The 23,678-nt window shown below is 56.3% G+C and carries 26 protein-coding genes; 12 read left to right on the top strand and 14 right to left on the bottom strand.

Features of this window, described 5'->3' with window-relative positions; all coding sequences use genetic code 11:
* Positions 1-114: 114 nt before the first annotated feature.
* Complete coding sequence (locus PUP35_RS00235; protein ID WP_127729050.1) at positions 115-534, bottom strand: GNAT family N-acetyltransferase; 420 nt, start codon at positions 532-534, stop codon at positions 115-117.
* 141 nt (positions 535-675) lie between these two features.
* Here PUP35_RS00235 and PUP35_RS00230 point away from each other — a divergent pair, with 141 nt between their 5' ends.
* A complete protein-coding gene (locus tag PUP35_RS00230; protein ID WP_127729048.1) occupies positions 676-972 on the top strand; it encodes a YicS family protein in 297 nt (98 codons plus the stop codon).
* Positions 973-1,020: 48 nt separating this feature from the next.
* On the opposite strand, the gene PUP35_RS00225 is transcribed toward PUP35_RS00230, so the two are convergent.
* Positions 1,021-1,971, bottom strand: a complete 951-nt coding sequence (locus PUP35_RS00225; RefSeq protein ID WP_115876739.1) for a LacI family DNA-binding transcriptional regulator — start codon at positions 1,969-1,971, stop codon at positions 1,021-1,023.
* Between the two features lie 293 nt (positions 1,972-2,264).
* Here PUP35_RS00225 and PUP35_RS00220 point away from each other — a divergent pair, with 293 nt between their 5' ends.
* From PUP35_RS00220 to PUP35_RS00195, 6 genes are all read left to right on the top strand, one after another.
* Complete coding sequence (locus PUP35_RS00220) at positions 2,265-2,579, top strand: PTS sugar transporter subunit IIB (RefSeq protein ID WP_032644367.1); 315 nt, start codon at positions 2,265-2,267, stop codon at positions 2,577-2,579.
* Positions 2,580-2,590: 11 nt separating this feature from the next.
* Positions 2,591-3,916, top strand: coding sequence for a PTS sugar transporter subunit IIC (locus tag PUP35_RS00215; RefSeq protein ID WP_023309840.1), 1,326 nt, complete (start codon positions 2,591-2,593; stop codon positions 3,914-3,916).
* 17 nt (positions 3,917-3,933) lie between these two features.
* Positions 3,934-5,310 carry a glycoside hydrolase family 1 protein gene (locus PUP35_RS00210; protein ID WP_274241482.1) on the top strand — a complete coding sequence of 459 codons (1,377 nt, stop codon included), beginning with the start codon at positions 3,934-3,936 and terminating at the stop codon, positions 5,308-5,310.
* A 5-nt stretch (positions 5,311-5,315) separates the two neighbouring features.
* Positions 5,316-5,618 (top strand): PTS lactose/cellobiose transporter subunit IIA, encoded by a 303-nt coding sequence (locus PUP35_RS00205; protein WP_029741865.1) that lies wholly within the window; start codon positions 5,316-5,318, stop codon positions 5,616-5,618.
* A 138-nt stretch (positions 5,619-5,756) separates the two neighbouring features.
* Positions 5,757-7,136, top strand: a complete 1,380-nt coding sequence (locus PUP35_RS00200; protein WP_047649991.1) for a carbohydrate porin — start codon at positions 5,757-5,759, stop codon at positions 7,134-7,136.
* A gap of 134 nt (positions 7,137-7,270) precedes the next feature.
* Positions 7,271-8,176: a DMT family transporter gene (locus PUP35_RS00195; protein ID WP_248175552.1), complete on the top strand. Its 906-nt coding sequence runs from the start codon at positions 7,271-7,273 to the stop codon at positions 8,174-8,176.
* Position 8,177: 1 nt separating this feature from the next.
* On the opposite strand, the gene PUP35_RS00190 is transcribed toward PUP35_RS00195, so the two are convergent.
* Genes PUP35_RS00190 through nepI form a run of 3 tightly spaced genes read right to left on the bottom strand, consistent with a single transcriptional unit; the run spans position 8,178 to position 9,938 of the window.
* Entirely contained in the window at positions 8,178-8,444 is a 267-nt protein-coding gene (locus PUP35_RS00190) for a Txe/YoeB family addiction module toxin (protein ID WP_041911701.1), read from the bottom strand.
* Complete coding sequence (locus PUP35_RS00185; RefSeq protein ID WP_041911702.1) at positions 8,419-8,691, bottom strand: type II toxin-antitoxin system Phd/YefM family antitoxin; 273 nt, start codon at positions 8,689-8,691, stop codon at positions 8,419-8,421. The genes PUP35_RS00190 and PUP35_RS00185 overlap by 26 nt, the downstream gene beginning before the upstream one ends.
* Positions 8,692-8,747: 56 nt before the next feature.
* Positions 8,748-9,938: a purine ribonucleoside efflux pump NepI gene (nepI, locus tag PUP35_RS00180; protein WP_127729042.1), complete on the bottom strand. Its 1,191-nt coding sequence runs from the start codon at positions 9,936-9,938 to the stop codon at positions 8,748-8,750.
* A 207-nt stretch (positions 9,939-10,145) separates the two neighbouring features.
* On the opposite strand from nepI, the gene PUP35_RS00175 reads away from it, so the two are divergent.
* Positions 10,146-11,144: an aldo/keto reductase gene (locus PUP35_RS00175; RefSeq protein WP_274241471.1), complete on the top strand. Its 999-nt coding sequence runs from the start codon at positions 10,146-10,148 to the stop codon at positions 11,142-11,144.
* A 91-nt stretch (positions 11,145-11,235) separates the two neighbouring features.
* Here PUP35_RS00175 and PUP35_RS00170 read toward each other — a convergent pair whose 3' ends face one another.
* Positions 11,236-12,456 (bottom strand): MFS transporter, encoded by a 1,221-nt coding sequence (locus tag PUP35_RS00170; RefSeq protein ID WP_127729038.1) that lies wholly within the window; start codon positions 12,454-12,456, stop codon positions 11,236-11,238.
* A 339-nt stretch (positions 12,457-12,795) separates the two neighbouring features.
* Here PUP35_RS00170 and PUP35_RS00165 point away from each other — a divergent pair, with 339 nt between their 5' ends.
* Entirely contained in the window at positions 12,796-13,716 is a 921-nt protein-coding gene (locus PUP35_RS00165) for a LysR family transcriptional regulator (protein ID WP_127729036.1), read from the top strand.
* Here PUP35_RS00165 and PUP35_RS00160 read toward each other — a convergent pair.
* The 8 genes from PUP35_RS00160 to ivbL all read right to left on the bottom strand — a co-directional run bounded on the left by PUP35_RS00160 (position 13,713) and on the right by ivbL (position 21,542).
* Positions 13,713-14,165, bottom strand: coding sequence for a DUF1198 domain-containing protein (locus PUP35_RS00160; RefSeq protein ID WP_115876746.1), 453 nt, complete (start codon positions 14,163-14,165; stop codon positions 13,713-13,715). The two genes, PUP35_RS00165 and PUP35_RS00160, sit on opposite strands and share 4 nt — an antisense overlap.
* A 175-nt stretch (positions 14,166-14,340) precedes the next feature.
* Complete coding sequence (uhpT, locus tag PUP35_RS00155) at positions 14,341-15,732, bottom strand: hexose-6-phosphate:phosphate antiporter (RefSeq protein ID WP_115876747.1); 1,392 nt, start codon at positions 15,730-15,732, stop codon at positions 14,341-14,343.
* A 140-nt stretch (positions 15,733-15,872) separates the two neighbouring features.
* The gene (locus PUP35_RS00150) at positions 15,873-17,192 is read right to left on the bottom strand and encodes an MFS transporter (protein ID WP_274241467.1); all 1,320 of its coding nucleotides are present in this window, start codon (positions 17,190-17,192) and stop codon (positions 15,873-15,875) included.
* The gene (gene uhpB, locus PUP35_RS00145) at positions 17,185-18,690 is read right to left on the bottom strand and encodes a signal transduction histidine-protein kinase/phosphatase UhpB (protein WP_127729034.1); all 1,506 of its coding nucleotides are present in this window, start codon (positions 18,688-18,690) and stop codon (positions 17,185-17,187) included. Before uhpB ends, PUP35_RS00150 begins: the two co-directional genes overlap by 8 nt.
* Entirely contained in the window at positions 18,687-19,280 is a 594-nt protein-coding gene (uhpA, locus tag PUP35_RS00140) for a transcriptional regulator UhpA (protein WP_274241465.1), read from the bottom strand. Before uhpA ends, uhpB begins: the two co-directional genes overlap by 4 nt.
* A 77-nt stretch (positions 19,281-19,357) precedes the next feature.
* Complete coding sequence (gene ilvN / locus PUP35_RS00135; protein ID WP_008500144.1) at positions 19,358-19,645, bottom strand: acetolactate synthase small subunit; 288 nt, start codon at positions 19,643-19,645, stop codon at positions 19,358-19,360.
* Between the two features lie 3 nt (positions 19,646-19,648).
* Complete coding sequence (ilvB, locus tag PUP35_RS00130) at positions 19,649-21,337, bottom strand: acetolactate synthase large subunit (RefSeq protein ID WP_274241461.1); 1,689 nt, start codon at positions 21,335-21,337, stop codon at positions 19,649-19,651.
* A gap of 106 nt (positions 21,338-21,443) precedes the next feature.
* Positions 21,444-21,542: an ilvB operon leader peptide IvbL gene (gene ivbL, locus PUP35_RS00125; protein WP_057979964.1), complete on the bottom strand. Its 99-nt coding sequence runs from the start codon at positions 21,540-21,542 to the stop codon at positions 21,444-21,446.
* 523 nt (positions 21,543-22,065) lie between these two features.
* On the opposite strand from ivbL, the gene tisB reads away from it, so the two are divergent.
* The 3 genes from tisB (at position 22,066) to PUP35_RS00115 (ending at position 23,562) form a co-directional block, all read left to right on the top strand.
* Positions 22,066-22,155: a type I toxin-antitoxin system toxin TisB gene (tisB, locus tag PUP35_RS21945; protein WP_008500146.1), complete on the top strand. Its 90-nt coding sequence runs from the start codon at positions 22,066-22,068 to the stop codon at positions 22,153-22,155.
* A gap of 64 nt (positions 22,156-22,219) precedes the next feature.
* The gene (locus PUP35_RS00120; protein WP_021242692.1) at positions 22,220-22,666 is read left to right on the top strand and encodes a GNAT family N-acetyltransferase; all 447 of its coding nucleotides are present in this window, start codon (positions 22,220-22,222) and stop codon (positions 22,664-22,666) included.
* Between the two features lie 62 nt (positions 22,667-22,728).
* On the top strand, positions 22,729-23,562 hold the full coding sequence (locus PUP35_RS00115) for an EamA family transporter (RefSeq protein ID WP_127729032.1): 834 nt from the start codon (positions 22,729-22,731) through the stop codon (positions 23,560-23,562).
* Positions 23,563-23,678: the final 116 nt, after the last annotated feature.

The following is a 23,678-nucleotide window of genomic DNA, read 5'->3' as shown; positions in this document are numbered from 1 at the left end:
CTATATCGACAACGAGGCGGTGAAATAAAAACCGAAAAAGAATCAATAAGAAGGATAAGTTATATGCGGGTATAGCCGGGTGGCGCTGCGCTTACCCGGCCTGCGGATTCAGAGCTAAAGGGCTTTCGCCAGGTAATGTCGCTGCATGCCCGGATAAGGATAATCCTGCAAAGACATTTGCAACTGGTACCCCTGTTTTTCATAGAACGGCCGCGCCTGGAAGCTGGCGGTATCGACCAGCGCGTGCTTGCAGCCTTTGCGTCTGGCTTCCTCTTCGGCCGTTCTGATGAGCTGGCTGCCAACGCCGGATCCGCGCACGGTCTCGCTCACCCAGAGATAGTCGATATTCAGCCAGTCGCCTTTTCGCACACCGATTAACCCGCCCAGCATGGCGCCATTATCGTCACGCATGTAAACGCCAACGTCGCCGCTAAAGGTCGCCATATCCAAAAATTGCGCGTTGTAGGCACGCAGCCCCACGAATAACTCTTCTTTTTCCTGCTGCGTAACCGTATTGGTAATGCTCAGTTGCATGACGTTCTCCCTGTTTTTGTGTGCTGTTTGACTATCTCACAGATACTTTACGGAGAAAATTCATACTTTCGGCTGGCGTCGCTACACTGAATGTAACGATATATTTCATGGGAAGCCTGTGACGTCAAAAGGGGGTTGTTGATGAAAGCTGCACACCTTGTCTGCCTGCTGGTTTGTCTGCTGTTCGCCGCGTTTGTCCATGCTCAGGAAAAGGACGATCCCATGAAAGAGGCGCAAATAAAGCAGCAGGTCCTTAAAGATATTAAGAAAACCTGTACGCCACAGAAAAAGCAGAGCGATAAAGCCTGGCAGGAGATGATTTTGTCGTCCGAGGCCAATCAGCTGCTAATCAAAAATGCCATTACCGCCGTGAAGCGCGACAACCTGGATGCCTACTGGGGGGCGATTGGTCAAGTGGATTGTATGGAAGATTATTGAATGCTGCTTGCCGGGTGGCGCTACGCTTACCCGGCCTGGAAAACATATTTAACGCTTACGCACATCCGGAATAATTAAATCTCCGCGCAGCACATACGAGCCCAGCATCTGCGTTTTCTCCGTCAGCCAGCCCACAATACGCGCCGCCATGGCATCCATGGAATATTCAATCGCCGGGATCACCGGAATACCCGGCAGGTGCAGCGATCCGGCAAGGCTAAAGACCATGATGTCGTCCGGTACCGATTTATTAAACGCCTGCAGCTGCGGGATCACCCGCTGGGCTTCCTGCTCGTCCGCCACCAGCAGCGCGTTGAAGTTCAGCGTGCTGGCGTTATTCAGCAGCTCCTGCAGCGCAACGGACGAAGACGTCGCGTCCATAAAGACCAGGTTGCGATTAAAGGGCAGGAAATTTTTCTCCAGCGCGTGCTTGTAGCCGAGCAGCACCTGGTCGGCAAAACCGCTGCCGTGGGGGTGGATCAGCGCAATCTGGCGACGCCCCTGGCTGGTGAGATAATTACAGGCAGTTTCTGCGGCAAAAGCGTGATCGAACTGGATGCTGTTGGAATTATCAGACTCCATGCAGTCGACCAGGATGACGTTGTCCATGTCGACGTCCAGCGGGAAACGGGCGCCGATCACCAGGATGTCATCACAAAGCCCGCAGGAAAGTTCTTCAAGGGCGTTCATCACTTCCGCTTTACCGTGCGCGAAACGCAGCAGCAGGTGTTTTTGATGCTGGCTGAGCTGTTTTTCCAGCGCGTACAGATAACCGGTGGTCTGGTTAATGTTTTCCTGGGCGCAAATGACCCCAATGCAGCCCGTCGACTGGCTCAGCAGCGACTGGGCAATCACGTTGGGACGATAGTTCAGCTCATCCACAGCTTTCAGAACGGCCTGACGGCTGGCTTCCTTAACGCCACGCGACCCACTCAACACTCGCGAAACCGTGGCTTTAGACACCCCGGCAAGACGTGATACATCATTGATTGTCGACATCTTTTTCCCCTGGCAGGCTTACCTCGCGCCTGCAAATTCCATCACCGCTTCGGCTCACATTATAGCCAGAACGGAGTATATCCGTTTCCGTTTTCCATGGAAACCGATTTTCCGTTTCCACTCAAAATGATGTCAAACCAGCCAAATTATGTGACGCACATCCGGTTAATTAGCCTCATAAGTATTGGATCTTGATGGCTATCACAGTTCTGCTTTTTATAAATGGAAACCGGTTTCCGTATAATGTCCAATCATCCTCGCAATAACTTTTTACATTTAGAGGATGGTTGTCGATGTTCAAGATTATGCTGTGCTGCTCTGCCGGGATGTCCACCAGCCTGCTGGTCAGCAAAATGGTCGATGTCGCGAAAGAACGTGGTTTGCCGGTGAAGATTGATGCGTACGGTGTTTCCGAATTTGATACGCAGTTTCCGCAATACCAGGTTGTCCTTCTCGGACCGCAAGTGAAATACATGTTACAGACACTCTCAGACAAGGCGGCGACGCATGGCATTCCGGTGCAGCCCATCGATATGATGGACTATGGCATGCAGCGTGGCGATAAAGTACTGGACTATGCTCTGTCGCTCATCGAAGCGGCACACTAAAAGGTGTTCACATGAGTTCGTTATATCAATCCATGGTCGCGGTGATTGAGCAGTCAATTACCCCGCTGGCCGCGAAGCTCGGCCAGCAAAAGTATGTGATTGCCATCCGCGACGGCTTTACCGCCGCGCTGCCGTTCATGATCATCGGCTCGTTTATGCTGGTGTTCATCTTCCCGCCGTTCTCGGCGGATACCACCAACAGCTTCGCCCGCGGCTGGCTGGATTTCTCCCAGACCTACCGCGAGCAGCTGATGCTGCCGTTTAACCTCAGCATGGGCGTGATGACCTTCTTCATCTCGGTGGGGATTGGGGCGAGCCTGGGGCGTCAGTTTAACCTCGACCCGGTGATGTCCGGCCTGCTGGCCTTTATGGCCTTCCTGCTGGTCGCCGCGCCGTATGCCGACGGCAAAATCTCGACCCAGTATCTCTCCGGTCAGGGCATCTTCACCGCGCTGATTACCGCGATCTACGCCACCCGCGTTTACGCGTGGCTGAAGCAGAACAACGTGACCATTCGTCTGCCGAAGGAAGTCCCGACCGGCGTGGCGCGCTCGTTTGAGATCCTGATCCCGGTGATGGTGGTGATCGGTACGCTGCACCCGCTGAACCTGTTCATTGAAGCGCAGACCGGGATGATTATCCCGCAGGCGATTATGCACCTGCTGGAGCCGCTAGTGTCCGCCTCTGACTCCCTGCCCGCCATTCTGCTCTCCGTGCTGCTGTGCCAGATCTTCTGGTTCGCCGGTATCCACGGTTCGCTGATTGTCACCGGCATCATGAACCCGTTCTGGATGGCCAACCTCTCGGCAAACCAGGCGGCACTGGCCGCAGGCGCGGCGCTGCCGCACGTCTACCTGCAGGGCTTCTGGGATCACTACCTGCTGATTGGCGGCGTCGGCTCCACCCTGCCGCTGGCGTTCCTGCTGCTGCGCAGCCGCGTTACCCACCTGCGCACCATCGGCAAAATGGGCGTGGTGCCAAGCTTCTTTAACATCAACGAACCGATTCTGTTCGGCGCGCCGATCATCATGAACCCGATGCTGTTTATCCCGTTCGTGTTCGTTCCGCTGGTCAACGCCTGTCTGGCGTACGCGGCAACCAAGCTCGGCTGGCTGGCACAGGTTGTGTCATTGACCCCATGGACTACCCCTGCACCGATCGGCGCCTCGTGGGCGGCGAACTGGGCGTTGAGCCCGGTGGTGATGTGCCTGGTCTGTATGGTGATGTCCGCGCTGATGTACCTGCCGTTCCTGCGCGCCTATGAGCGTACGCTCATCAAAAACGAAGAGCAGAAGGCCCAGGCAACCGTCGGTGCCGCTGAGACCGCCAGCAATTAAGTCAAAGAGGAAGAGTCATGAAATACGCATTTCCCGATAACTTCTGGTGGGGCAGCGCAAGCTCCGCTCTCCAGACGGAAGGGGCAAGAGAGGGGGAAACCACGTGGGACTACTGGTTTGCCCGCGAGCCGAACCGTTTTCACAACGGCGTGGGGCCACAGCAGACCTCCACGTTTTATCAGCACTGGAAAACGGACATTCAGCTGTTGAAGCAGCTGAACCACAACAGCTTTCGCACCTCGATTAGCTGGGCGCGCCTGATCCCCGACGGTATCGGTGAAGTGAATCCGGAGGCGGTTGATTTTTATAATCAGGTCATTGATGAGCTGAATGAACAGGGCATCACGCCGTTTATCACTCTGTTCCATTTCGACATGCCGATGGCGATGCAGGAAATAGGCGGCTGGGAAAACCGCAACGTGGTGGACGCGTACGCACGTTACGCGCAGATTTGCTTCGAGCTGTTCGGCGATCGCGTGCTGCACTGGTTTACCTTCAACGAACCGATCGTGCCGGTGGAAGGCGGTTATCTGTACGACTTCCACTACCCCAACGTAGTGGATTTCCGCAGGGCGGCCACCGTGGCGTATCACACGGTGCTGGCCCATGCGAAGGCGGTGCAGGCCTACCGCGCCGGGCACTACGCGGGGGAGATCGGCATCGTGTTGAACCTGACGCCGTCGTATCCGCGTTCGCAGAACCCGGCAGACGTGAAGGCGGCGCACGTTGCGGATCTGATGTTTAACCGCAGCTTCCTTGACCCGGTTCTGCGAGGCGAATACCCGGCGGATCTGGTGGCGCTCCTGAAATCTTACGACCAGCTGCCCGCCTGCAAGCCGGAAGACGGTTTCCTGATTGCAGAAGGGAAAATCGACCTGCTCGGCATTAACTACTATCAGCCGCGTCGCGTGAAGTGTCGCGACAGCGCGGTGAACCCGCAGGCGCCGTTTATGCCGGAGTGGTTCTTTGATAATTACGAGATGCCGGGCCGCAAGATGAATCCGCACCGCGGCTGGGAAATCTACGAGCCGGGTATCTACGATATTCTGATTAACCTGCGCGACAATTACGGCAACCCTCGCTGCTTTATTTCCGAAAACGGCATGGGCGTCGAAAATGAGCAGCGTTTTATTGAAAATGGTCAGATTAACGATCAATACCGCATCGAGTTTATTTCCGAACATTTAGCCTGGCTGCATAAAGGGATTAGCGAAGGGTGTAATTGTCTTGGCTACCATATGTGGACGTTTATAGATAACTGGTCGTGGTGCAACGCGTATAAAAATCGCTACGGATTTATCCAGCTCGATTTAGAGACGCAGAAACGCACCATTAAGAAAAGCGGGGAGTGGTTTGCCGCCACCGCGTTAAATAATAGTTTTGATAAAGAGTAATGATGATGATCGCATTAGAAGAAGCCGTAATGGAAATTATCGTCAATGCCGGGCAGTCCCGCAGCCTGTGCTTTGAAGCCCTGCACGCCGCGCGCCAGGGCAACATTGACGAAGCCAAAAGCCTGCTGCGCGAAGCCGACGGCTACGCGCGCCAGGCGCACAAGATGCAGACCAAACTGATCGAGCAGGATGCGGGCGAAGGCCGCCAGCCGATGACGTTAATTATGGTGCACGCGCAGGATCATTTAATGAATTCCTTATTAGCGCGTGAATTATCCGAAGAAATTATTCATTTATATCAGAGATAGCCTATGTCGAAATAAATTAATGTAACACCTCTGTACCTAAAACTAGAAATCCACTTGTTCTGATGATAGCGACATATTCTGTCAGATCGGAGCGGGATGGTTATTGTCTGAATAAAATTAAACTATATTGAGATAACCATGAATACGATTAAAAAACTTCCATTAACCATGGCGGTTATCGCCGCGCTTTGCCCAATTTCCGTGCTCGCACAGGAATTCACGCAGGAACAAATCGACGCCATTGTGGCGAAAGCGGTGGATAAAGCCCTGGCTGAACGTCAGGCCAAAATGGATGCTGCCGTCGCGAAAAAAGCGGACGTGGTGACCGAGCCGCAAAGCGCGGCGCAATCTCCGGATATGGCGATTCCGTTTGGGGTTAAATTTACCGGCTACGCCCGATACGGCGCGCACTTCCAGGCCGCCGATCAGAAATACGTGGCGGTGGACGGTTCATACAACGGCGCGTCCGCCATTGGTCGTCTGGGCAACGAAGGCAACGGCGGGGAATTCCAGCTTTCCAAGGCCTTTAAAGGCGAAAACGGCGCCATCTGGGACATCAACGTGATGATCGACCACTGGGGCGACGAAGTTAACCTGAAAAAAGCCTACGCCGGGGTGACCAATATTATGGCCTCCAACCCGAACGCCTATTTCTGGGCCGGTCGTGACTTCCACCAGCGTCCGCAGCAGGGCATCAACGATTACTTCTGGATGAACCACGACGGCCAGGGCGCCGGGGTGAAGAACTTCGACATCGGCGGCGTGCAGTTTGACGTCGCCGCCGTGGCGGCGGTGGAATCCTGTAGCCCGGAAGTGATGGAAGATGAAGCCAACCCGTCGCGCATCACCTGTACCGGCGGGTCCGGCACGGGCGACAAAGGTAACTACGCGGCCACCTCTAAAATCCACGGCATGAAGCTCGGACCGATCGACATGGAGCTTTACGCCAACTACGGCTTTGACTCCAAAGCGGTGGAGAGCGACGAACGTCTGAACGCGTGGCAGGGCGGCGTGGTGCTGAGCCACACCAACGACAGCGGCGTGAACAAGGTGATTGCCCGCTACTCCGATAACGCGGACAACAGCGTGTTCAACAAAACCGAGGATCTGACCACGGTCTACGCCAGCTTCGAAGGGCTATACAAATTCACCCAGGCCACGCAGGTGGAGTATATCCTCGCCTTCCACGACTACGACAACAGCCGCGATAAGACCGACAACCGCAAGAACTACAACGCCATCGTGCGTCCGATGCACTGGTGGAACGACGTTCACTCCACCTGGCTGGAAGCAGGCTGGCAACACGTGGATTACGACAACGGCGGCGACAACAAGGGCTGGAAGCTGACCCTGTCGCAGAACATGTCTATCGCCATGGGGCCAGAGTTCCGTCCGATGCTGCGCTTCTACGTGACCGGCGGCAAGGTGGATAACGCACGCACCGCGCGCGTGAACAACACCAAAGACGAAACGCTCGATGACTTCAACGTCGGCGCGATGTGGGAGGCGTGGTTCTAGTACAGCGCCGTTTGTTTCGCCCGGCGGCGCTGCGCTTGCACGGGCCTACAAGGTTTTGTAGGCCGGGTAAGCGTAGCGCCACCCGGAAAGATCCCATGTTATGCTAGAAAAAAACCAACATAACAGGGGAGAAAATGGGTTCTACACGTAAAGGGATGCTGAACGTCCTGATCGCCGCCGTTTTATGGGGCAGTTCCGGCGTTTGCGCGCAGTACATCATGGAGAAAAGCCACATTTCTTCGCCTTACCTGACCATGGTTCGCCTGCTGTTTACCGGCGTGATCCTGCTGACGCTCTCCTTCGTTCACGGCGACAAGATTTTCTCGGTCATCAAACATCGCAAAGACGCCCTCAGCCTGTTGTTTTTCTCGCTGGTCGGCGCGCTCACCGTGCAGCTCACCTTCCTGCTGACGATTGAAAAATCCAATGCGGCAACGGCCACTGTGCTGCAGTTTCTGTCGCCAACCATTATCGTGGCCTGGTTCGCGCTGGCGCGGAAAAAGCGCCCCGGCGTGTTTGTTTTATCCGCGATTGTGACCTCGCTGGTCGGGACGTTCCTGCTGGTCACCCACGGCGACCCGACCTCGCTCTCCATCTCGCCAGCCGCGCTGTTCTTCGGCATCGCTTCGGCGTTTGCCGCGGCGTTTTACACGACCTATCCGTCAACGCTAATTGCCCGCTATGGCACATTGCCGATTGTCGGCTGGAGTATGTTGATTGCCGGGTTAATGCTGACGCCGTTCTACGCCGGGCGCGGGACGACCTTCGTCATTGACGGCAGCCTGCTGCTGGCGTTTTTCTACCTGGTCGTGATCGGCACCGCGCTGACGTTCAGCCTGTATCTGAAAGGCGCGCAGACGATCGGCGGGCCGAAAGCGAGCATTCTGAGCTGCGCCGAGCCGCTGAGCAGCGCGCTGCTGTCGGTGGTGTTGCTGGGCGTGGCGTTCACCCTGCCGGACTGGCTGGGGACGCTGCTGATCGTGTCGTCGGTTGTACTGATTTCGATGGATTCAAGAAGACGGGTGAGGACATCGGCGTGATCTACGAATAATAGTGATAGCGGCACATTAAAATAGTAAGAGCGCTATCTGACACCCCGTAAACCAGACGATCGGTATCATTGATTCGACGGGACCAGTATCCGGAAAGGTTACCTTTAAGGGGTTCCGGCTTACCCAGGCCATCGAAAGGTTGACGCTTCGCATCTTCAATCAATTTATTGATTCTGCGAAGCGTTTTCTTGTCCTGCTCCTGCCACCACAGGTAATCATCCCAGCCGTTATCAGTCCAAATCAGTAGCCTGGTCATCTATCAGATCCCTCTGCGTGGTTTTTCCGGTATTTGCCTGTGCGATTGACTCCATCAGTCGGCTGGCGTTAGCAGGCGAACTCATCAGATGGATGGTTTCCATCATCGAGTTGTAGTGCTGCAGAGACATAACCACCGCGTCACCCCCGTTTCGGCGGCTGATGATGGTTGTCTCCACGTTGTCATTCACGTCGTCCAACACATCTTTGAGTCGGCTTCGTGCTTCGGTAAACGTCACAACCTGCATATTCCCTCCTGTACAAGTTACGGTACAAGTATATCGATGAAGTGACTATTTATCAATCAACGTGCTTTAACCTTGCCCGCCACCAGCAGCGCGGTCAAAAGCATCAGCGCGCCTGAAATCACCAGCGGTGACGTCAGCCCCAGGTGGTCGAGCGCCACGCCGCCAATCGCCGCGCCGCAGGTGTTTGCCAGCTGGATCACCGCCACCTGAATCGACCCGGCTTTTTCAGCCTGATCGGCAAGTGAGCGGGTGATCCACGTCGACCAGCCCACCGGCACCAGCGCAAAGGCAAAGCCCCAGATAATCGCAATGGCAGACGCGACCCACTTATCGCTACCCCACAGCACCAGCACCGCGGCGCTTGCAGCCAGCACCAGCGGCGCACCCGCCAGCGCCACTTTCAGGGAGCGCTTCAGGAACTGGGACGAAAGCGAGGTACCGACAAAGCTGGCGATACCGAAGCTCAGCAGCACCAGCGTCAGGCCGTCTACGTCAAAGCCCGCCATGGTCATAAACACCGGGCGGATATAGGTAAAGAAGGCAAACTGCCCGGCAAAGGACATAAAGATCGCGGTCATCCCCGCCAGCACGCCGGGACGCTTCAGCAGGCTAAACATGTTCTGTTTGTGGTGCGCCGCTTCGCCAGGCAGGGACGGCAGCGCCTTCCACACCCAGATAACGCAAAGCACGCCCATAACCGCCGCCGCATTAAAGACGTTACGCCAGCCGATAATCCCGCCCAGGAAGCTGCCCAGCGGCGCGGCAATCACCAGCGCGATGGAGACCGCGCCAAAGATGACGGACAGCGCTTTCGGCACGGTGCGCGCAGGCACCAGGCGCATGGTCAGCGAGGCGGACATCGCCCAGAAGCCGCCGAGCCCCAGTCCCAGACAGGCGCGGCCCAGCAGCAGCAGGGTGAAGCTTTCTGCGAAGGAGACCAGCAGGCAGGAGAGCGTCAGCAGCACGCTGAACAGAATGACCACTTTGCGACGGTCGATGGTGCCAATCACCTGGGTGATAAACAGGCTGGCAAACATCGCCACAAACGCGGTGACGGTAACGGACTGCCCCGCCACGCCTTCGGAAATGCCCAGGTCCTGCGCCATCGGTGTCAGCAGGCTCACCGGCAGAAACTCAACGGTAATCAGGCAGGCGACGCAGAACGCCACGGAGAAAACCGCCGACCAGTTGGGGCGTGAAACCTCTTTGGTCTGCGGTCTGGTCGTGGGCTGGATATGTTCTGTCATGGCGTCACCTGAAGATAAAAACGTGCGGAAAAGTCGCGCAGTTTATCATCAAAAGTGTGACGGATTTAACGATTTGACAACTTTTGTCGTTTTTAATGAGCCAGGAGGGAGAGCGTCGTCGACTGATACCTTTTCAGCATAACGAAAATGAAAATTCAGTATCCACATTTGAGGTGAAACAATCATAGCGTCTGAAAAGGAGAAACTATGAAAACACGTAACTTATCTCAAAATCTTAGTGTTAGTGCTATTGGCTTTGGTGCGATGGGGCTGAGTGAATTTTACGGGCAGACGGATGACAATGCATCACTTGAGGTGTTGCATAAGCTCATCGAACTGAACGTGACGTTCATTGATACCGCAAATCTTTATGGCCGCGGTCACAATGAAAGGCTGATCGGTCACTTTCTTGCCGGGCTGGATAAAAGCACACGCGAGCAGTTTAAAATTGCCACGAAGTGCGGTATCGATCGCTCTCCCGACGAGTCCTATGCCCGCTCCATTAATAACACACCCGACTATATCATCCGTTGCTGTAACGAATCCCTTAAGCGCCTTGGCGTTGAACGCATCGATCTCTTTTACCTTCACAGAGTGAGCAACGAAACACCGGTCGAAGAAAGCATGGATTGCCTCAGTGCGCTCGTTAAAGAAGGTAAAATTAACCATATTGGTCTTTGTGAAGTTTCAGCTTCAACGCTACGACGGGCCCATGAAGTCCATCCTGTCACCGCGCTGCAAACGGAATATTCTCTGTGGACGCGTGATATTGAAGATACCGTTCTGCCGGTCGTGAAAGAGTTGGATATCGGCCTGGTGCCTTACTCGCCTCTTGGTAGAGGCTTCCTTACTGGAAAATACCTGAACAACAGTGATTTTGCAGAGGGTGATTTTCGCAAGAATAACGAACGTTTTATTCAGTCCAGTCTTGATCATAATCGCCAGTTGCTCGATGCGATTACGCCGCTTGCGCAGAAATACGGTTGCACTTCGGGTCAAATTGCACTGGCGTGGTTGCTGGCGCAATACGATAAACTGGTTCCCATTCCGGGCACTAAGCACACCCGTTACCTGGCAGAGAATGCACTCTCAGCCGACATTGTTCTGGAAAAAAGCGATATTCAATCACTGAACGATATTCGTCGAAAGATAGAGATTAAAGGTGAACGATATTCTGCAGAGGGAATGAAGGGTGTAAACGCCTGATACCTCATCATGAAATAAAAAAACCGGGTTTACCCGGTTTTTTTATCCGTTGTCAGCAATGATTATTTTTCATCCATGCCGGATGCGGGCATTAATTGGACTCATAAGATTTCTCCATCCGGGATTGTTTAGCGGTCAACGTGGCAGGGATAAACGCAATAAGCAGAACGGAAAGGCCGATGGCCGTGGCGGCGACGATATACAGGAGCGGCAGTGAAAATGATGAAACTATCCAGGCACCGACCGACGCGCCGATACCAATGGCGGTATTGAAAAATGAAACGTAGATTGCAGAGGCGGGGAAGGCTTTATCCTCTGCCATACATAAAACCCAGGTCTGGAAGCCGACAAATATTCCTGACACGGCGATACCCCAGACAATCATGCTGGTGAATATCATCGCAGCAGAGAGCGAGGAACCTGACAGACCCAGGAACAGCAGCACTGCACAGATCAGCAGTACAGACAACGAGACCGTCAGCTTGAGATACTTATCAATCAACACGCCGGTGAGGAAATTACCGGCCAGACCCGCGATGCCGTAAACAAAAAGCACAGCGGGAATAAAGGTGATGGACAGTGAACTCTGCGCATGTAGCCAGGGTTCAATATACGTAAAAGCAGCAAAGTGGGCCGTAACGGCCAGCAAGGTTGCTGAGTAAATTTTCCACAAGGTAGACGACTTTAGCACGCCTTTAAGCGCATCCAGGCCAAGCGAACTTTTGCTGGCGATCCGGGGAACAAGCACACTAATACCCACAAAGGCAATTACGCTCAGCGCGGCCATCAGCCAAAATGCCTGCCGCCAGCCGAAGTGAATACCAATATAGTTGGATACCGGCACGCCAAAAACGCTTGCTGCGGAAACGCCTCCAAATACGATTGACGTCGCCGCGCCAATATATCTGGCAGGTACGATAGCTACCGCCGCCGCGCCGATCATCGCCCAGAATGCACCGTGAGCAAGCGCACCCAGTACGCGGGCGCTAAGCAGCATGCTGTAGGTGTCTACGGTCGCGGCCATGACGTTAGAAATCAGAAGTACCACGGTGAGCACGAGTAAAAGGCGCTTCCTGGACACATTCCCTAAAAAGACGGAGGCAAACAGCGCGCTCAACGCCCCGACCCAGGCATAAAGCGATACGGTCATACCCACTGCAGATTCCGAAGACTGTAGCCCATCTGCAATTGGGGTTAATAAACCTACTGGCGCCAGTTCAGTGGTAACAATAGTAAACGTTGAAATAGCCAGAATAAATAAAGCAAGCCATGACTTTAAGGTCATTTTTTGCGGAAAACGTTCTACAGCCATAATCGCCACCTCAATATACTAATCAGTAAATTCTTTTACGAATTGGATAAATGTTGAATGTTGTTACCCACAGACGGGATACCCAATATCTTCGGGCCAACGATGATATTTCTGAGAAACGTACTTACTTTCCACGCGATACTTTAGAACAGAGAGTTCCTTTTAATAAAAATAAGAAAAAAACAGAAATTAATTTATCAATTCAGTGCATAAGTGGAATTATTAAATTTGTAATATACTTTTTGTATTACTATTAAATTGGGTTTTTCTTCATAGCGTTACCGTGTAATATCGAAATCGAAAAAAGACTAAATACCTTTTCGCATTCAGGACTCACGTATGGCCACAGCAGAATATTTAATCAGCAATAACCTGCCCAGTATCAAACAATTACAATGCTTTCTCGCTGTTGCACATGAACTGAATTTCCGTAAGGCTGCCGAACGTCTACGCATGACTCAACCGCCATTGACGCGCCAGATAAAGTGCCTTGAAGCGGTTCTGAAACGTCAGTTGTTCAGCCGCAGCACGCATGACGTTAGCCTCACTGAAGCAGGTCGTGCGCTGGTTGTTCAGGCTGAAAAAATACTCAAAGACATCAGCAATTTAAAAGAAGACACGCTCTCCTCTGAAACGAGCCTCCGAATCGGGCTGACGCGGACGCTTAATTTTGAATATATTGAACCGGTGAACACCCAGCTTCAAAAAATGAACGCGGGAGATGATGTCGAAACGCCGGATCTGACGTCAGCGCAACTGCTGCAAAGCTTGTCTAAAAATATGCTGGATCTGGTGCTGACCGGTGAAAAAGGAACGGGTCATGAAGACATTGTTCAGTACCGGTGGGTCTGCCAGGAGCCGTTACTCATCGCAATGCCCTCTTTACACCCTGCAAGTCTCAAAGAGAAAGTCTCCCTCGAAGATATCAGTGATTTACCCATATTCTGGTTTTCCAGAAGTGCAAACCCTTCATTCTACGACAAATGCGAAAGCTACTTTGATACGCTAAAAACGCCGCTGAAGCGTATTAAAGAGCCGGATGATACCCTCGTGATGCTGAGCCGTATCGCAAGAGGGAAAGGATTTGCGCTGCTGCCGCAGTCGAAATGCACCTTTAATCAGGAAGGACTTTGCTACCGTGAACTCACGGACGCGGAGGCAAAAAGGTTAAACATAGATATCTATGCCGCCACCCGCCTCAATGAAAACAGAGAGGAGATTCTGAACGCTCAGAATGTGTTATGCGGGAAAATGCCTTAATGCAGATAAAACACACCCTCTTCCGGCAGGAAGAGCTGGTTGTAGCGTAGCTGGAAGGCGTTCAGCTCCTGCGGATCGGGCTCCATCTCCCGCATGAAGCCAAGCGCCAGACGAATTTGCGCATCGGTAATGGGTGCGGCAAGGCGGGCTTTTCGCAGCATGCGGTGCCAGGCGTGCAGGTTCTCCTCGCTGGCGTCGACAATGCAGACCTGCCAGATCAGCAGCACCTGCGCGGCGTTTTGCAGATGCGCTTCGTCCGGGCGCTCAAGGTAGCGGATAAACTCATTGCCCGGCATTTTGCCGAACTGATCGATCATCGACTCAACCGGCATCGGGGTGATGCCCAGACGCTCGCTTAAACGTTTGATGGCGCGGCGGGAGTCTGAGGTCAGGACGCGAAATCCCACCACAAACACCACGGCAAGCGTTGCCAGCATTATCCAGACCATGCGTTCTCCTTTGACTAGCCGCTCATCATAGCGGGAAACGCACGGCGTCAACAGCGGGCAGAACCAGAATAGTGCACTGAAAAGACGTTGCGGGACGGGGGATAAGGTATTAATGCCGTCGGCGGAAATAAAAAAGCCCGGCATCACACACCGGGCAAAGACGTTACCTGCACACTCAGGCTGTTTTTAATTTCTGCGCACGATTCTCACGGCGAATTTTACGTTCCTCCAGCACCGCGACCATCGCCATCAGGACGATACAGCCGATCGCTGCCGCATCCAGCGCCGCGAAGGTGCCCGCCCAGCCGGTGAGGCCGAAAATTGGCGTACCGTCAGCGATCATCCCCAGACCCAGCTTGGCGAAGCTGTCGCCAATCAGATAGGCGAAGGTGCCTTTAATCCCATCGGCAGCGCCGATCGCTTTTTTCGGTACGAAGCCCACTGCCGCCACGCCGATCAGCAGCTGCGGACCAAACACCAGGAAGCCAAGCGCGAACAGGGATGCGAGGTAAACGTACTGGTTGCTGGCATGCTGGTAGATGCCAAGTGTGGCGATAATCAGCGCCAGCGCGACGCAGGCCACCAGCGCACGACGGCCGTTGGCGAGGTCAGAGAGCCAGCCCCACAGCAGGGTGCCGACAAGCGCGCCCACTTCGAACAGGGTGAAGCCCTGAATCGCCACCTCTTTAGAGAGCTTCAGCTCCTGGAAGGCGTACACGGTGGACCACTGGTCGATGCCGATACGCACCACGTACAGGAAGATGTTTGAGAAGCACAGCAGCCAGATCACTTTGTTTTTCAGCACGTACTCAACAAAGATCTGCCATTTGGTCATCTCGTTCTCTTCGGTCTCTTTGTCCTCTTCGCTGATCTCCTCGCCGAACAGCTCTTCGGCTTTGCCGAGGCCGTACGATTCCGGGGAGTCGCTGCCGTAGCGCAGGCCAATAAAGCCGACAATCAGGGCGATAATCGACGGGAAGATAAACATGCCGATCACGTGGCCGTCGAACAGGTAGTTTGCGCCAAACAGCGCCACGCCTGCCGCACCCGCTCCGCCGAGGTTGTGGGAGATGTTCCACATGCCGAGGTACGAACCACGCTTGCGGCGCGGGGTCCACTTGGTGATGGTGGAGTAGCTGCACGACCCGCCGGTACTCTGGAAGAAGCCGCTCAGGGCGTAGAAGGCGATCATCAGGAACAGGCTGACAGACCCTGCGCCCATGCTGGCGCTGAAGCCGAGCATACAGATGGCGGAGAGGATCAGCATAAACGGCAGGAACTGCTTGGTGTTTTTGCCGTCCGCGTAGTAGGACACAACCGTTTTTCCCACGCCGTAGGTGATGGAGAAGCCCAGGCCAATCATCCCCAGCTGCGTCATGCTCAGCCCGTAGGTGGAGATCATGTCGTTCTGCGCGATATTAAAGTTTTTGCGGATCAGGTACATGGTCAGGTAGCCGATAAAGACCACCAGATAGGACTGCATGAACGGTTTGAACCACATTTTGCGCCGCACGTCGAGCGGCAGATCCAGGGTCGGTTTGCGCACCTGGTTGAGGAAGGCCAGCATGGTTTGCTCCTGAGCTGATTTTTACCTGCGAATGGCAGGCATTGTAAAAATCAGCCAGGAGAGATGCCTGAGACAGCGTCCAGGTAAAACCGGGAAAATTTCTTAGTTTTACGCCACTCGGGCCAGAAAGGTGAGGCGCATCACGCTTCACCCATCTCGCGCGGGGCCTGCGCGTGCAGGAAAGGCAGCAGCAGCAGGGCGGAAATTCCCGCCGCGATGGCGATCACCGCGAAGAAACCGCTCCAGTGCCAGATATCGATCACCCGCGCCAGCGGCCAGCCGGAGAGCGATGCGCCAAGGTAGGCAAACAGCCCGACAAAGCCCGTCGCCGCGCCTGCCGCCTCTTTGTGGGAACACTCCGCCGCTGCCATGCCGATGAGCATCTGCGGGCCAAAGACGAAGAAGCCGGTGGTAAAAAAGCACGCCGCCTGCATCACGTAGCTGGCGAACGGCATCAGCCACAGCGAGCCGACGGAGAGCAAAATCCCGGCGGCAAAAATCAGGTTCATCGGGCCGCGGTTGCCGTTGAACAGCTTATCCGAACCCCAGCCCGCTACCAGCGCGCCGATAAACCCGCCCAGTTCGAACATCGTCACCGCCGAGTTAGCGGTGACCAGGTCAACGCCGAGCGTCTCGGACATGTACAGATTGCCCCAGTCGTTAATGGCCGCGCGCACCACGTAGACCAGCACGTAGCAGAGCGACAGCAGCCAGATGTACGGGTTTTTCAGCACGTATTTGGTGAGGATCTCCTTACGGGTCAGCCCCGCCCCCTCCTGCTGCTGGGCAATCTCCATTTCGTCGTGCCGCCAGTCGCCCACCGCAGGCAGGCCAACGGTTTGCGGCCTGTCGCGCAGGCGCCAGCAGAGGAACAGCCCGGCGAGAATGGCGAGGCCACCTGCAATCATCATCCCCGCGCGCCAGCCGTAGTGCAGCGCCGCGGCGCCGACCACCATCGGGATCAGCGCCCCGCCGACGTTATGCGCGGTGTTCCAGACGGCCCACCAGCCGCCGCGCTCGTTGCGCGAGTACCACGCCGTGAGCAGGCGGGCGCAGACCGGCGCGCCCCAGCCCTGGAAAAAGGCGTTCAGCGCCCACAGCAGGGCGAAGGCCCAAAGCGATGTGGAGAAACCAAACAGGATGTTCACCACCCCGGTAGCGATCAGCCCAACGCCCATGAAATAGCGGGCGTTAGAGCGGTCGCTAACAATACCGGAGAAGAACTTTGACAGGCCGTAGGTGATGTAAAACAGCGTCGCCAGCAGGCCGATATCGGTGCGCGTCATCACGCCGCTGGCGAGGATCTCCGGCGCGGCGGCGTTGAAGCTTTTGCGAGTGAAGTAGAACAGCGCGTAGCCGAGCCAGATGGTAATCAGAATATGACGTCGCCAGTGGCGGTAGCGGGCGTCAATTTCCGCTTTGTTGCTTAATGGGGCTACGCTGGCTGGGGTATTAAACATGATGCGTCCTTAACGGCAAACTGACGCTGACGCGCGTCCCGTGGGTACAGGAAAGGTTCAGCGTGCCGCCCAGCGCCTTGACGCGCTCGCGCATGCCCGCCAGGCCAAAGCCCTGCTGGCCGGAGCCCGGCGGCAGGCCGCAGCCGTCGTCTTCAATCACCAGCATCAGGCGCTCGTCCTGCTGCCAGCCCTGTATCGTGACCGCGCTGGCACTGGCGTGTTTGACGATATTGTTCAGCCCCTCCTGACAGACGCGGAACAGCGTCACGCGCTGGCCTTCGCTCAGGGCAGATTCGTTAATTCGCCAGTCGAGATGGCTGACAATGCCGCGGCTTTCCAGCTCCATCTCGCGCATCAGGGAGCGTACCGCCTGCTCCAGCGACAGGTCGTCAAGCTGGCGCGGGCGCAGCCTGCCGAGCAGGCGTCGCACCGAGTCATATACGCCAAGTGAAAGCTGCTCGATATGCGCCCCGCCCTGCTTCACGCCCGCATTTTCCGCCGCAAGACGCTGGACAATGCCCGCCTGGGTGCGGATGGCGGTGATCGTCTGGCCGATATCATCGTGCAGCTCGCGGGCCACCTCCTGCCGCACGCTCTCTTCCGTCTCCAGCAGACGCTCCGCCAGACGGCGGTTGCGCGCCAGCTCGGTCTGCAGGGACTGGTTCAGCTCGCGCAGTCGCTGAATGCCCGCCCCCAGCAGCAGCCCGGTCAGGCTCTGGGCCAGCAGCGAGAGCAGCAGATCCACCGGATGGTCGTGCCAGGTCTGGCTGGCAATCAGCGCGATGGCGTTCATCAGGGTGGCGATCAGCGCCCCCTGCCAGCCATAGTGCCAGGCCAGAGCAATAATCGGCAGCGCAAGGCAAAACGGCGTGAAGCGTGAAAGCTCGGCGGGCAAACCCAGCTGAAGCCAGAGGCTTACCACGAACAGCAGCAGATACCAGATGAGATGCCGGGCGCGCCAGTTCACCGGTTGGGAAACCAGCCCCGGGCCGAGCGGCTGCCAGACGGTGCTGGTGAGGTAGTGCCAGATCACGAGGCAGGTGGGTGCCAGCGTCAGGCCACCGGTGAGGGTCAGCAGCAGAGCGTTGAGCATCTCCTTGTCGCCAACCCACGGCAGGGACTGCAGCAGTGCGGCGGCAATCAGCGCCGCCCCCTGCCGCAGCAGGGTGCGCCAGTCGCGCTGGTGACGATAGCGGGAAATGAGGGCAACAGGGAGAAGCGTGAGCAGGCTTCCGGTCATCAATAAGGGAAGATGCGCGAGGGCAACCTCCTGAGCCAGCCAGACCAGCATCAGCCACTCTGCCCCGAGCAAAACGGGCCAGTAGCCGCGCGGGCATTGCAGCATCAGCCCCAGACGCAGGCCGAATGGAAACAGCAGCACCGCCAGCTCCGGGCGCTCCACCAGATGCAGACTAATGCTCCACAGGCAGAACCACGCGGCGGAGAAGATAAAAAAGCTGGCGACGACGGCGATCAGCCGTGAAAAAGCGGAACTCATTGCCAGCTGTCGAACATGCGGCGCGCCAGCTCGACGTCGTTGCTGACGTTGAGTTTTTCCATCAGGTTGGCGCGATGGACATGCACGGTTTTTGGCGACAAATCCAGCTCAGCCGCAATCTCTTTCACCGACATCCCCTGCGCGAGCTTCTCAGCCACCTGACGCTCGCGTCTGGTGAGCGGATCCTGCCTGCCGGCCGCCAGCTTGATGGCGATATCCGGCGTCAGGTAGCAGCCGCCGGTGGAGACGGTGCGCACGGCGGCAATCAGCTCGTCCGGGCTACAGCGTTTGGAAAGGAAGCCGCGCGCGCCCGCGTTAAGCGCCTGCTCGACCAGCGCCGGGCTGTCGTGAACCGACAGCATGATCGTCGCCATCCCTTTCGGCAGCTGGCTTAACAGCTCCAGCCCGGAGAGATCCGGCATCGAGATATCGCAGATACAGACCTGCACCCCGCGTCCCGGCAGGCCCGCCAGCGCCTCGCGACCGGAGCCAAACTCGACCACCACCTGAAAATCCGGTTCGAGGTTCAGAAGCTGGGCAAATCCGGAGCGGACGATAAGGTGGTCGTCGATAAGGGCGATGGTGGTCATGGCGCGTTCCTGGCGGGCGGATAAAAAAACGCGCCTACCTTAACGGTAAGCGCGCGGGTGTTCAAGCAATGAGCGATCTATTCGAAAAACACCGCAATTTTGTTAAACATGGTGGGATCGGACTGGTTGCGCGCCACGTTGGTGACGTCCTCCAGCTTGTCAATCTGCGCCATCATCTGCTCCAGACGCTGGTCATCGTTCACCAGGAGCCAGATGCGGCTGTGCTCGCTGCCCTGAATCGGCAGACAGAGAATGCCTTCCACGTTAAACGCCCGGCGGGCAAACAGCCCGCAGACGTGAGTCATGACGCCGGGATGGTTGCGGACGGTGAGTTCCAGAATGACGTTATCATGTTGTTTCTGCATGGCTTATTCTCCCACCATCTCAGTATTTGCCGCACCCGGCGGCACCATCGGATACACTTTTTGTTCAGGGTCGATACGAACGTGGATCAGCGCCGGGCCCGGACGAGAAATCGCCGCCTGCAGCGCCGCATGGGCATCCTCTTCCGCGTTCAGATCGCAGGTGTGCAGGCCAAAGCCGGCAGCAATCTGCATAAAGTTAATCATCCCCGGATAGGTCGCCGCAAACACGCCCTGCTTGTAGAACAGGCTCTGCTGCTGGTGCACCAGCCCCAGCGCCTCGTTATTCATCAGGATGATTTTCACGTCTAACTGGTTTTCGGCCGCGGTCGCCATTTCCTGAATGTTCATCATCAGGCTGCCGTCACCGGAGAAGCAGATGACCTTGCGGTCCGGGTTGGCGAGCGCTGCACCGACCGCCGCAGGCAGGCCGAAGCCCATGGTTCCCAGACCGCCGGAGGTCAGCCACTGGCGCGGACGGTTCAGCGGGTAGGCCTGCGCGGTCCACATCTGATGCTGGCCGACGTCGGTGGTGATAATCGCGCTGTCGTCGACGCAGGCGGCCACGGCGTTGATAAGACCATAGTGGCTCAGCGGGTCGCCTTCGGTTGGGATGGCACCCGGGAACTCGCGCTGCAGATCGGCCACCAGCTGACGCCAGTCGGCGCGGTCGGTTGTGTCGGTTTGCGGGATCAGCTGCGTCAGCACCTCGGCCACGTCGCCCTGAATCGCCACGTGCGGCTGCTTGATTTTGCCGAGCTCGGCGCGATCGATATCCACGTGAATGATTTTCGCATTCGGGCAGAACTGCTCGGTTTTGCCAATCGCCCGGTCATCAAAACGCGCGCCCATAACAATCAGCAAATCCGCCTCCTGCAGGATGTAGTTGGTGCTGCGCGCGCCGTGCATCCCCAGCATGCCCAGGGACAGCGGGTGCGCTTTTGGCAGCATGCCGAGCGCCATCAGGGTCATGGTAGTCGGCAGGTTGGCTTTTTCTGCAAACTCGCGGATTTCATCTGCGGCGTTAATCGCCCCGCCACCCAGATAGAGCACCGGGCGTTTGGCGGCGTTAATCATGGCGGCAGCGTCGCGCACGCTCTCAGCGCTGAATTCCGGCGCGGGGGCTCGCTCGCCCGGCTCCGGCAGAACGTCGATCTCGATCTCTGCGGTCTGGACATCCTTAGGAATGTCTATCCACACCGGGCCCGGGCGGCCGGACTGCGCAATGCGGAACGCATCGCTGATAACCTGAGGAAGCTCGCTGATATCGCGAACTAAATAGTTATGTTTGGTGATGGGGATAGAGATGCCGTAGGTATCCACTTCCTGGAACGCATCGGTGCCGATCATCGAGGACGGTACCTGGCCGGTGATGCAGATCAGCGGAATGGAGTCGAGGCGCGCGTCGGCGATGGCGGTCACCAGGTTGGTTGCGCCCGGCCCGCTGCAGGCCATACAGACCGCCGGTTTACCCTGGGTACGCGCCATGCCCTGAGCGATAAAGCCTGCCCCCTGCTCGTGGCGCGCCAGCACGTGGCGGATCTGCGTGCTTTGGCTTAACGCATCGTACAGCGGCAGCACCGTGCCGCCGGGGATGCCCGCAACCGTGGTGATGCCCTGTCGCTCCAGCAGGTGAACGATCAGCTGCGCGCCGGTAAAACGCGTCTTGGTGGATGTTGTGCCCGAACTTGCCATGCTCCAGTCCTTTTCTTCTGGGCCGACTTTCCGGGGAGGGTCCTAAACGAAAAACCCCGCCCGGTTTGCGCCGGCGGGGTTTTGGATTCGTGTGTTGATCCAGTCCCTACGGCGCATTGCCGACGACCACCACCACACGCACGACGACCACTGCGGCTGGTTGCGCAGTTTTTAGTAGGGTCGAAGTGAAGATGGATGAAGTCATTGGGGACCTGTGTTTGGATTCATTGATTGAATTTATACAAACACAGGTTTTCGGGCGTGACAATGGAAAAATTTTCATCTGCGCAAAAATGCGTCAGGGATCACGTTTCGTTTGTTGGGTGATGAAAACAAAAAACCCCGCCTAAGCGAGGTTTTTATCAGGGTTTTGCGGTTGGTCGCCGCAGAACACACTGTGTTACGTCAACGCAAAAAAGTATACGCGATCGAAGACGAACGCGCAATTGAGGCACGGATTTTGACGTTTTTGAGTATGGATCGCCATCCAGATTTTGTCCACAAAATACTGTTCATACGTACAGTATTTATCTATACTGAGGGTGTTCGCAGTGAGCGAGGGGGCCGCAGTTCTACCGGCGCAACGAAGTCCTGGCTGAAACGGGTGGTGCCGTCAGTGCCTTAACCCTCTGAAGTGAGCACACTGTGTTACGTCAATCCAGGTGCTGGCAACAGGCGGCGGAAAGGTACGCCAGCATCGTGCTCCTTTTAACCAAAAGGAGACGCGTATGAGCGTAGTGGATATGGTGATACTTATCCTCAAACTCATTGTTGCTGTACTGCAACTGCTTGATGCTGTCCTGAAATTCGTTCGGTAATTCAGGTTCAAGTCGCACCTGAGAGGGGCGGGCAACCGCCCCTCTTTAATAACGAGGGAATGCTATGTCGCGTCTGTTAATTGAGCCTGTCACGCCAGACGAGCCGGGGTATATCGCCCTGAAGGCGGAAAGTATTGCACTGAATTTCAATATGCTGCGCAGGCTCGAAGAGAGCTGGCAGCGGGGTGAGAACCGCTTTAACGCGCCGGGCGAAAAGCTGTTAGGCGCGTTTCTCAACGGCAAGCTGGTCGGCGTGTGCGGTCTGAATCGCGATCCGTTCAGCCAGCAGCCGCGCGCCGGACGTATTCGCCATCTCTACGTCAGCGAAAAGTGCCGCGGGCTGGGAATTGGCAAGCAGCTTTTGACCGTGGTGATGGCCGATGCCAGCATCTGGTTTGATTTCCTCAATACCCATGCGCCGGACGCTGCCTACGGGTTTTATCGCCAGGCAGGATTTACGCTGGTCTCGGACGAACCGCGGGTGACGCACCGCCTTTTTTGTGCGGTGTAAGCGGCTGGCAGCTTCAGGGCGTGAATGTTACAGTTGAGTGACAATTCACCACCCGATACGCCATGACCATCACCGTATTCTGCATTTTGCTCTTCGCCGCGCTGCTGCATGCCAGCTGGAACGCCATCGTTAAGGCCGGAACGGACAAGCTCTATTCCGCAATAAGCGTCAGCGGATCCGCCACGGTTATCGCTCTGGTCTTACTGCCGTTTTCCCCACAACCTTCAGCAGAAAGCTGGCCGTTTTTGATTGTCTCCTGCGCCCTACAGGTGGTGTACACCGTGCTGGTTGCGAAGACCTATCAGGTCTCCGATATGAGCCAGACCTACCCGCTGATGCGCGGCACCGCCCCGCTGCTGGTGGCGCTGATCAGCGTGCTGGCGCTCGGCGATCGTCTCTCCTGGCTCGCCTGGTCCGGCATCGGGGTAATTTGCCTGTCGATTCTGGCGATGGCGATGAACGGGCGCATGCAGTCACGCAAAGGGATCTGGCTGGCGCTGCTAAATGCCTGCTTTATTGCCGGGTATACGCTGGTGGACGGCACCGGCGTGCGGCTGTCGGACACCGCGCTGGGCTATACGCTATGGACCTTCTTTATGAACGGCTTCTGCCTGCTCGGCTGGGCGATGGTGGCGCGTCGGCGCGAGGCGTCCGGCTACCTGCGCCTGCACTGGAAAAAGGGGCTGCTCGGCGGGGTTGGCACCATGGGCTCTTACGGTCTGGCGCTGTGGGCAATGACGCAGGCGCCGCTGGCGGTAGTCGCGGCGCTGCGTGAAACCTCCATACTCTTTGGCGCGCTAATCGCGTTTATCCTTTTAAAAGAGAAGGTTGCGGGCCTGCGCATCGCGGCGGCGCTGGGTATCGCCGGCGGCGCCATTCTGCTGCGCCTGGCGTAAAGCACTGGCAACATTAGTTGCCGTTCTTGTTTACAAATCCTGCCTTTGCCGGTTTTTTCATTCACCAAGACAATGCTTAAATTGCCATCTCTCTGTGGTAGATTCCTCGCGCATTT

This window comes from Enterobacter sp. S-33 (assembly GCF_028735835.1).
Taxonomy (GTDB): Bacteria; Pseudomonadota; Gammaproteobacteria; order Enterobacterales; family Enterobacteriaceae; genus Enterobacter; species Enterobacter vonholyi.
This window is presented reverse-complemented; position numbering and strand designations above follow the sequence as displayed.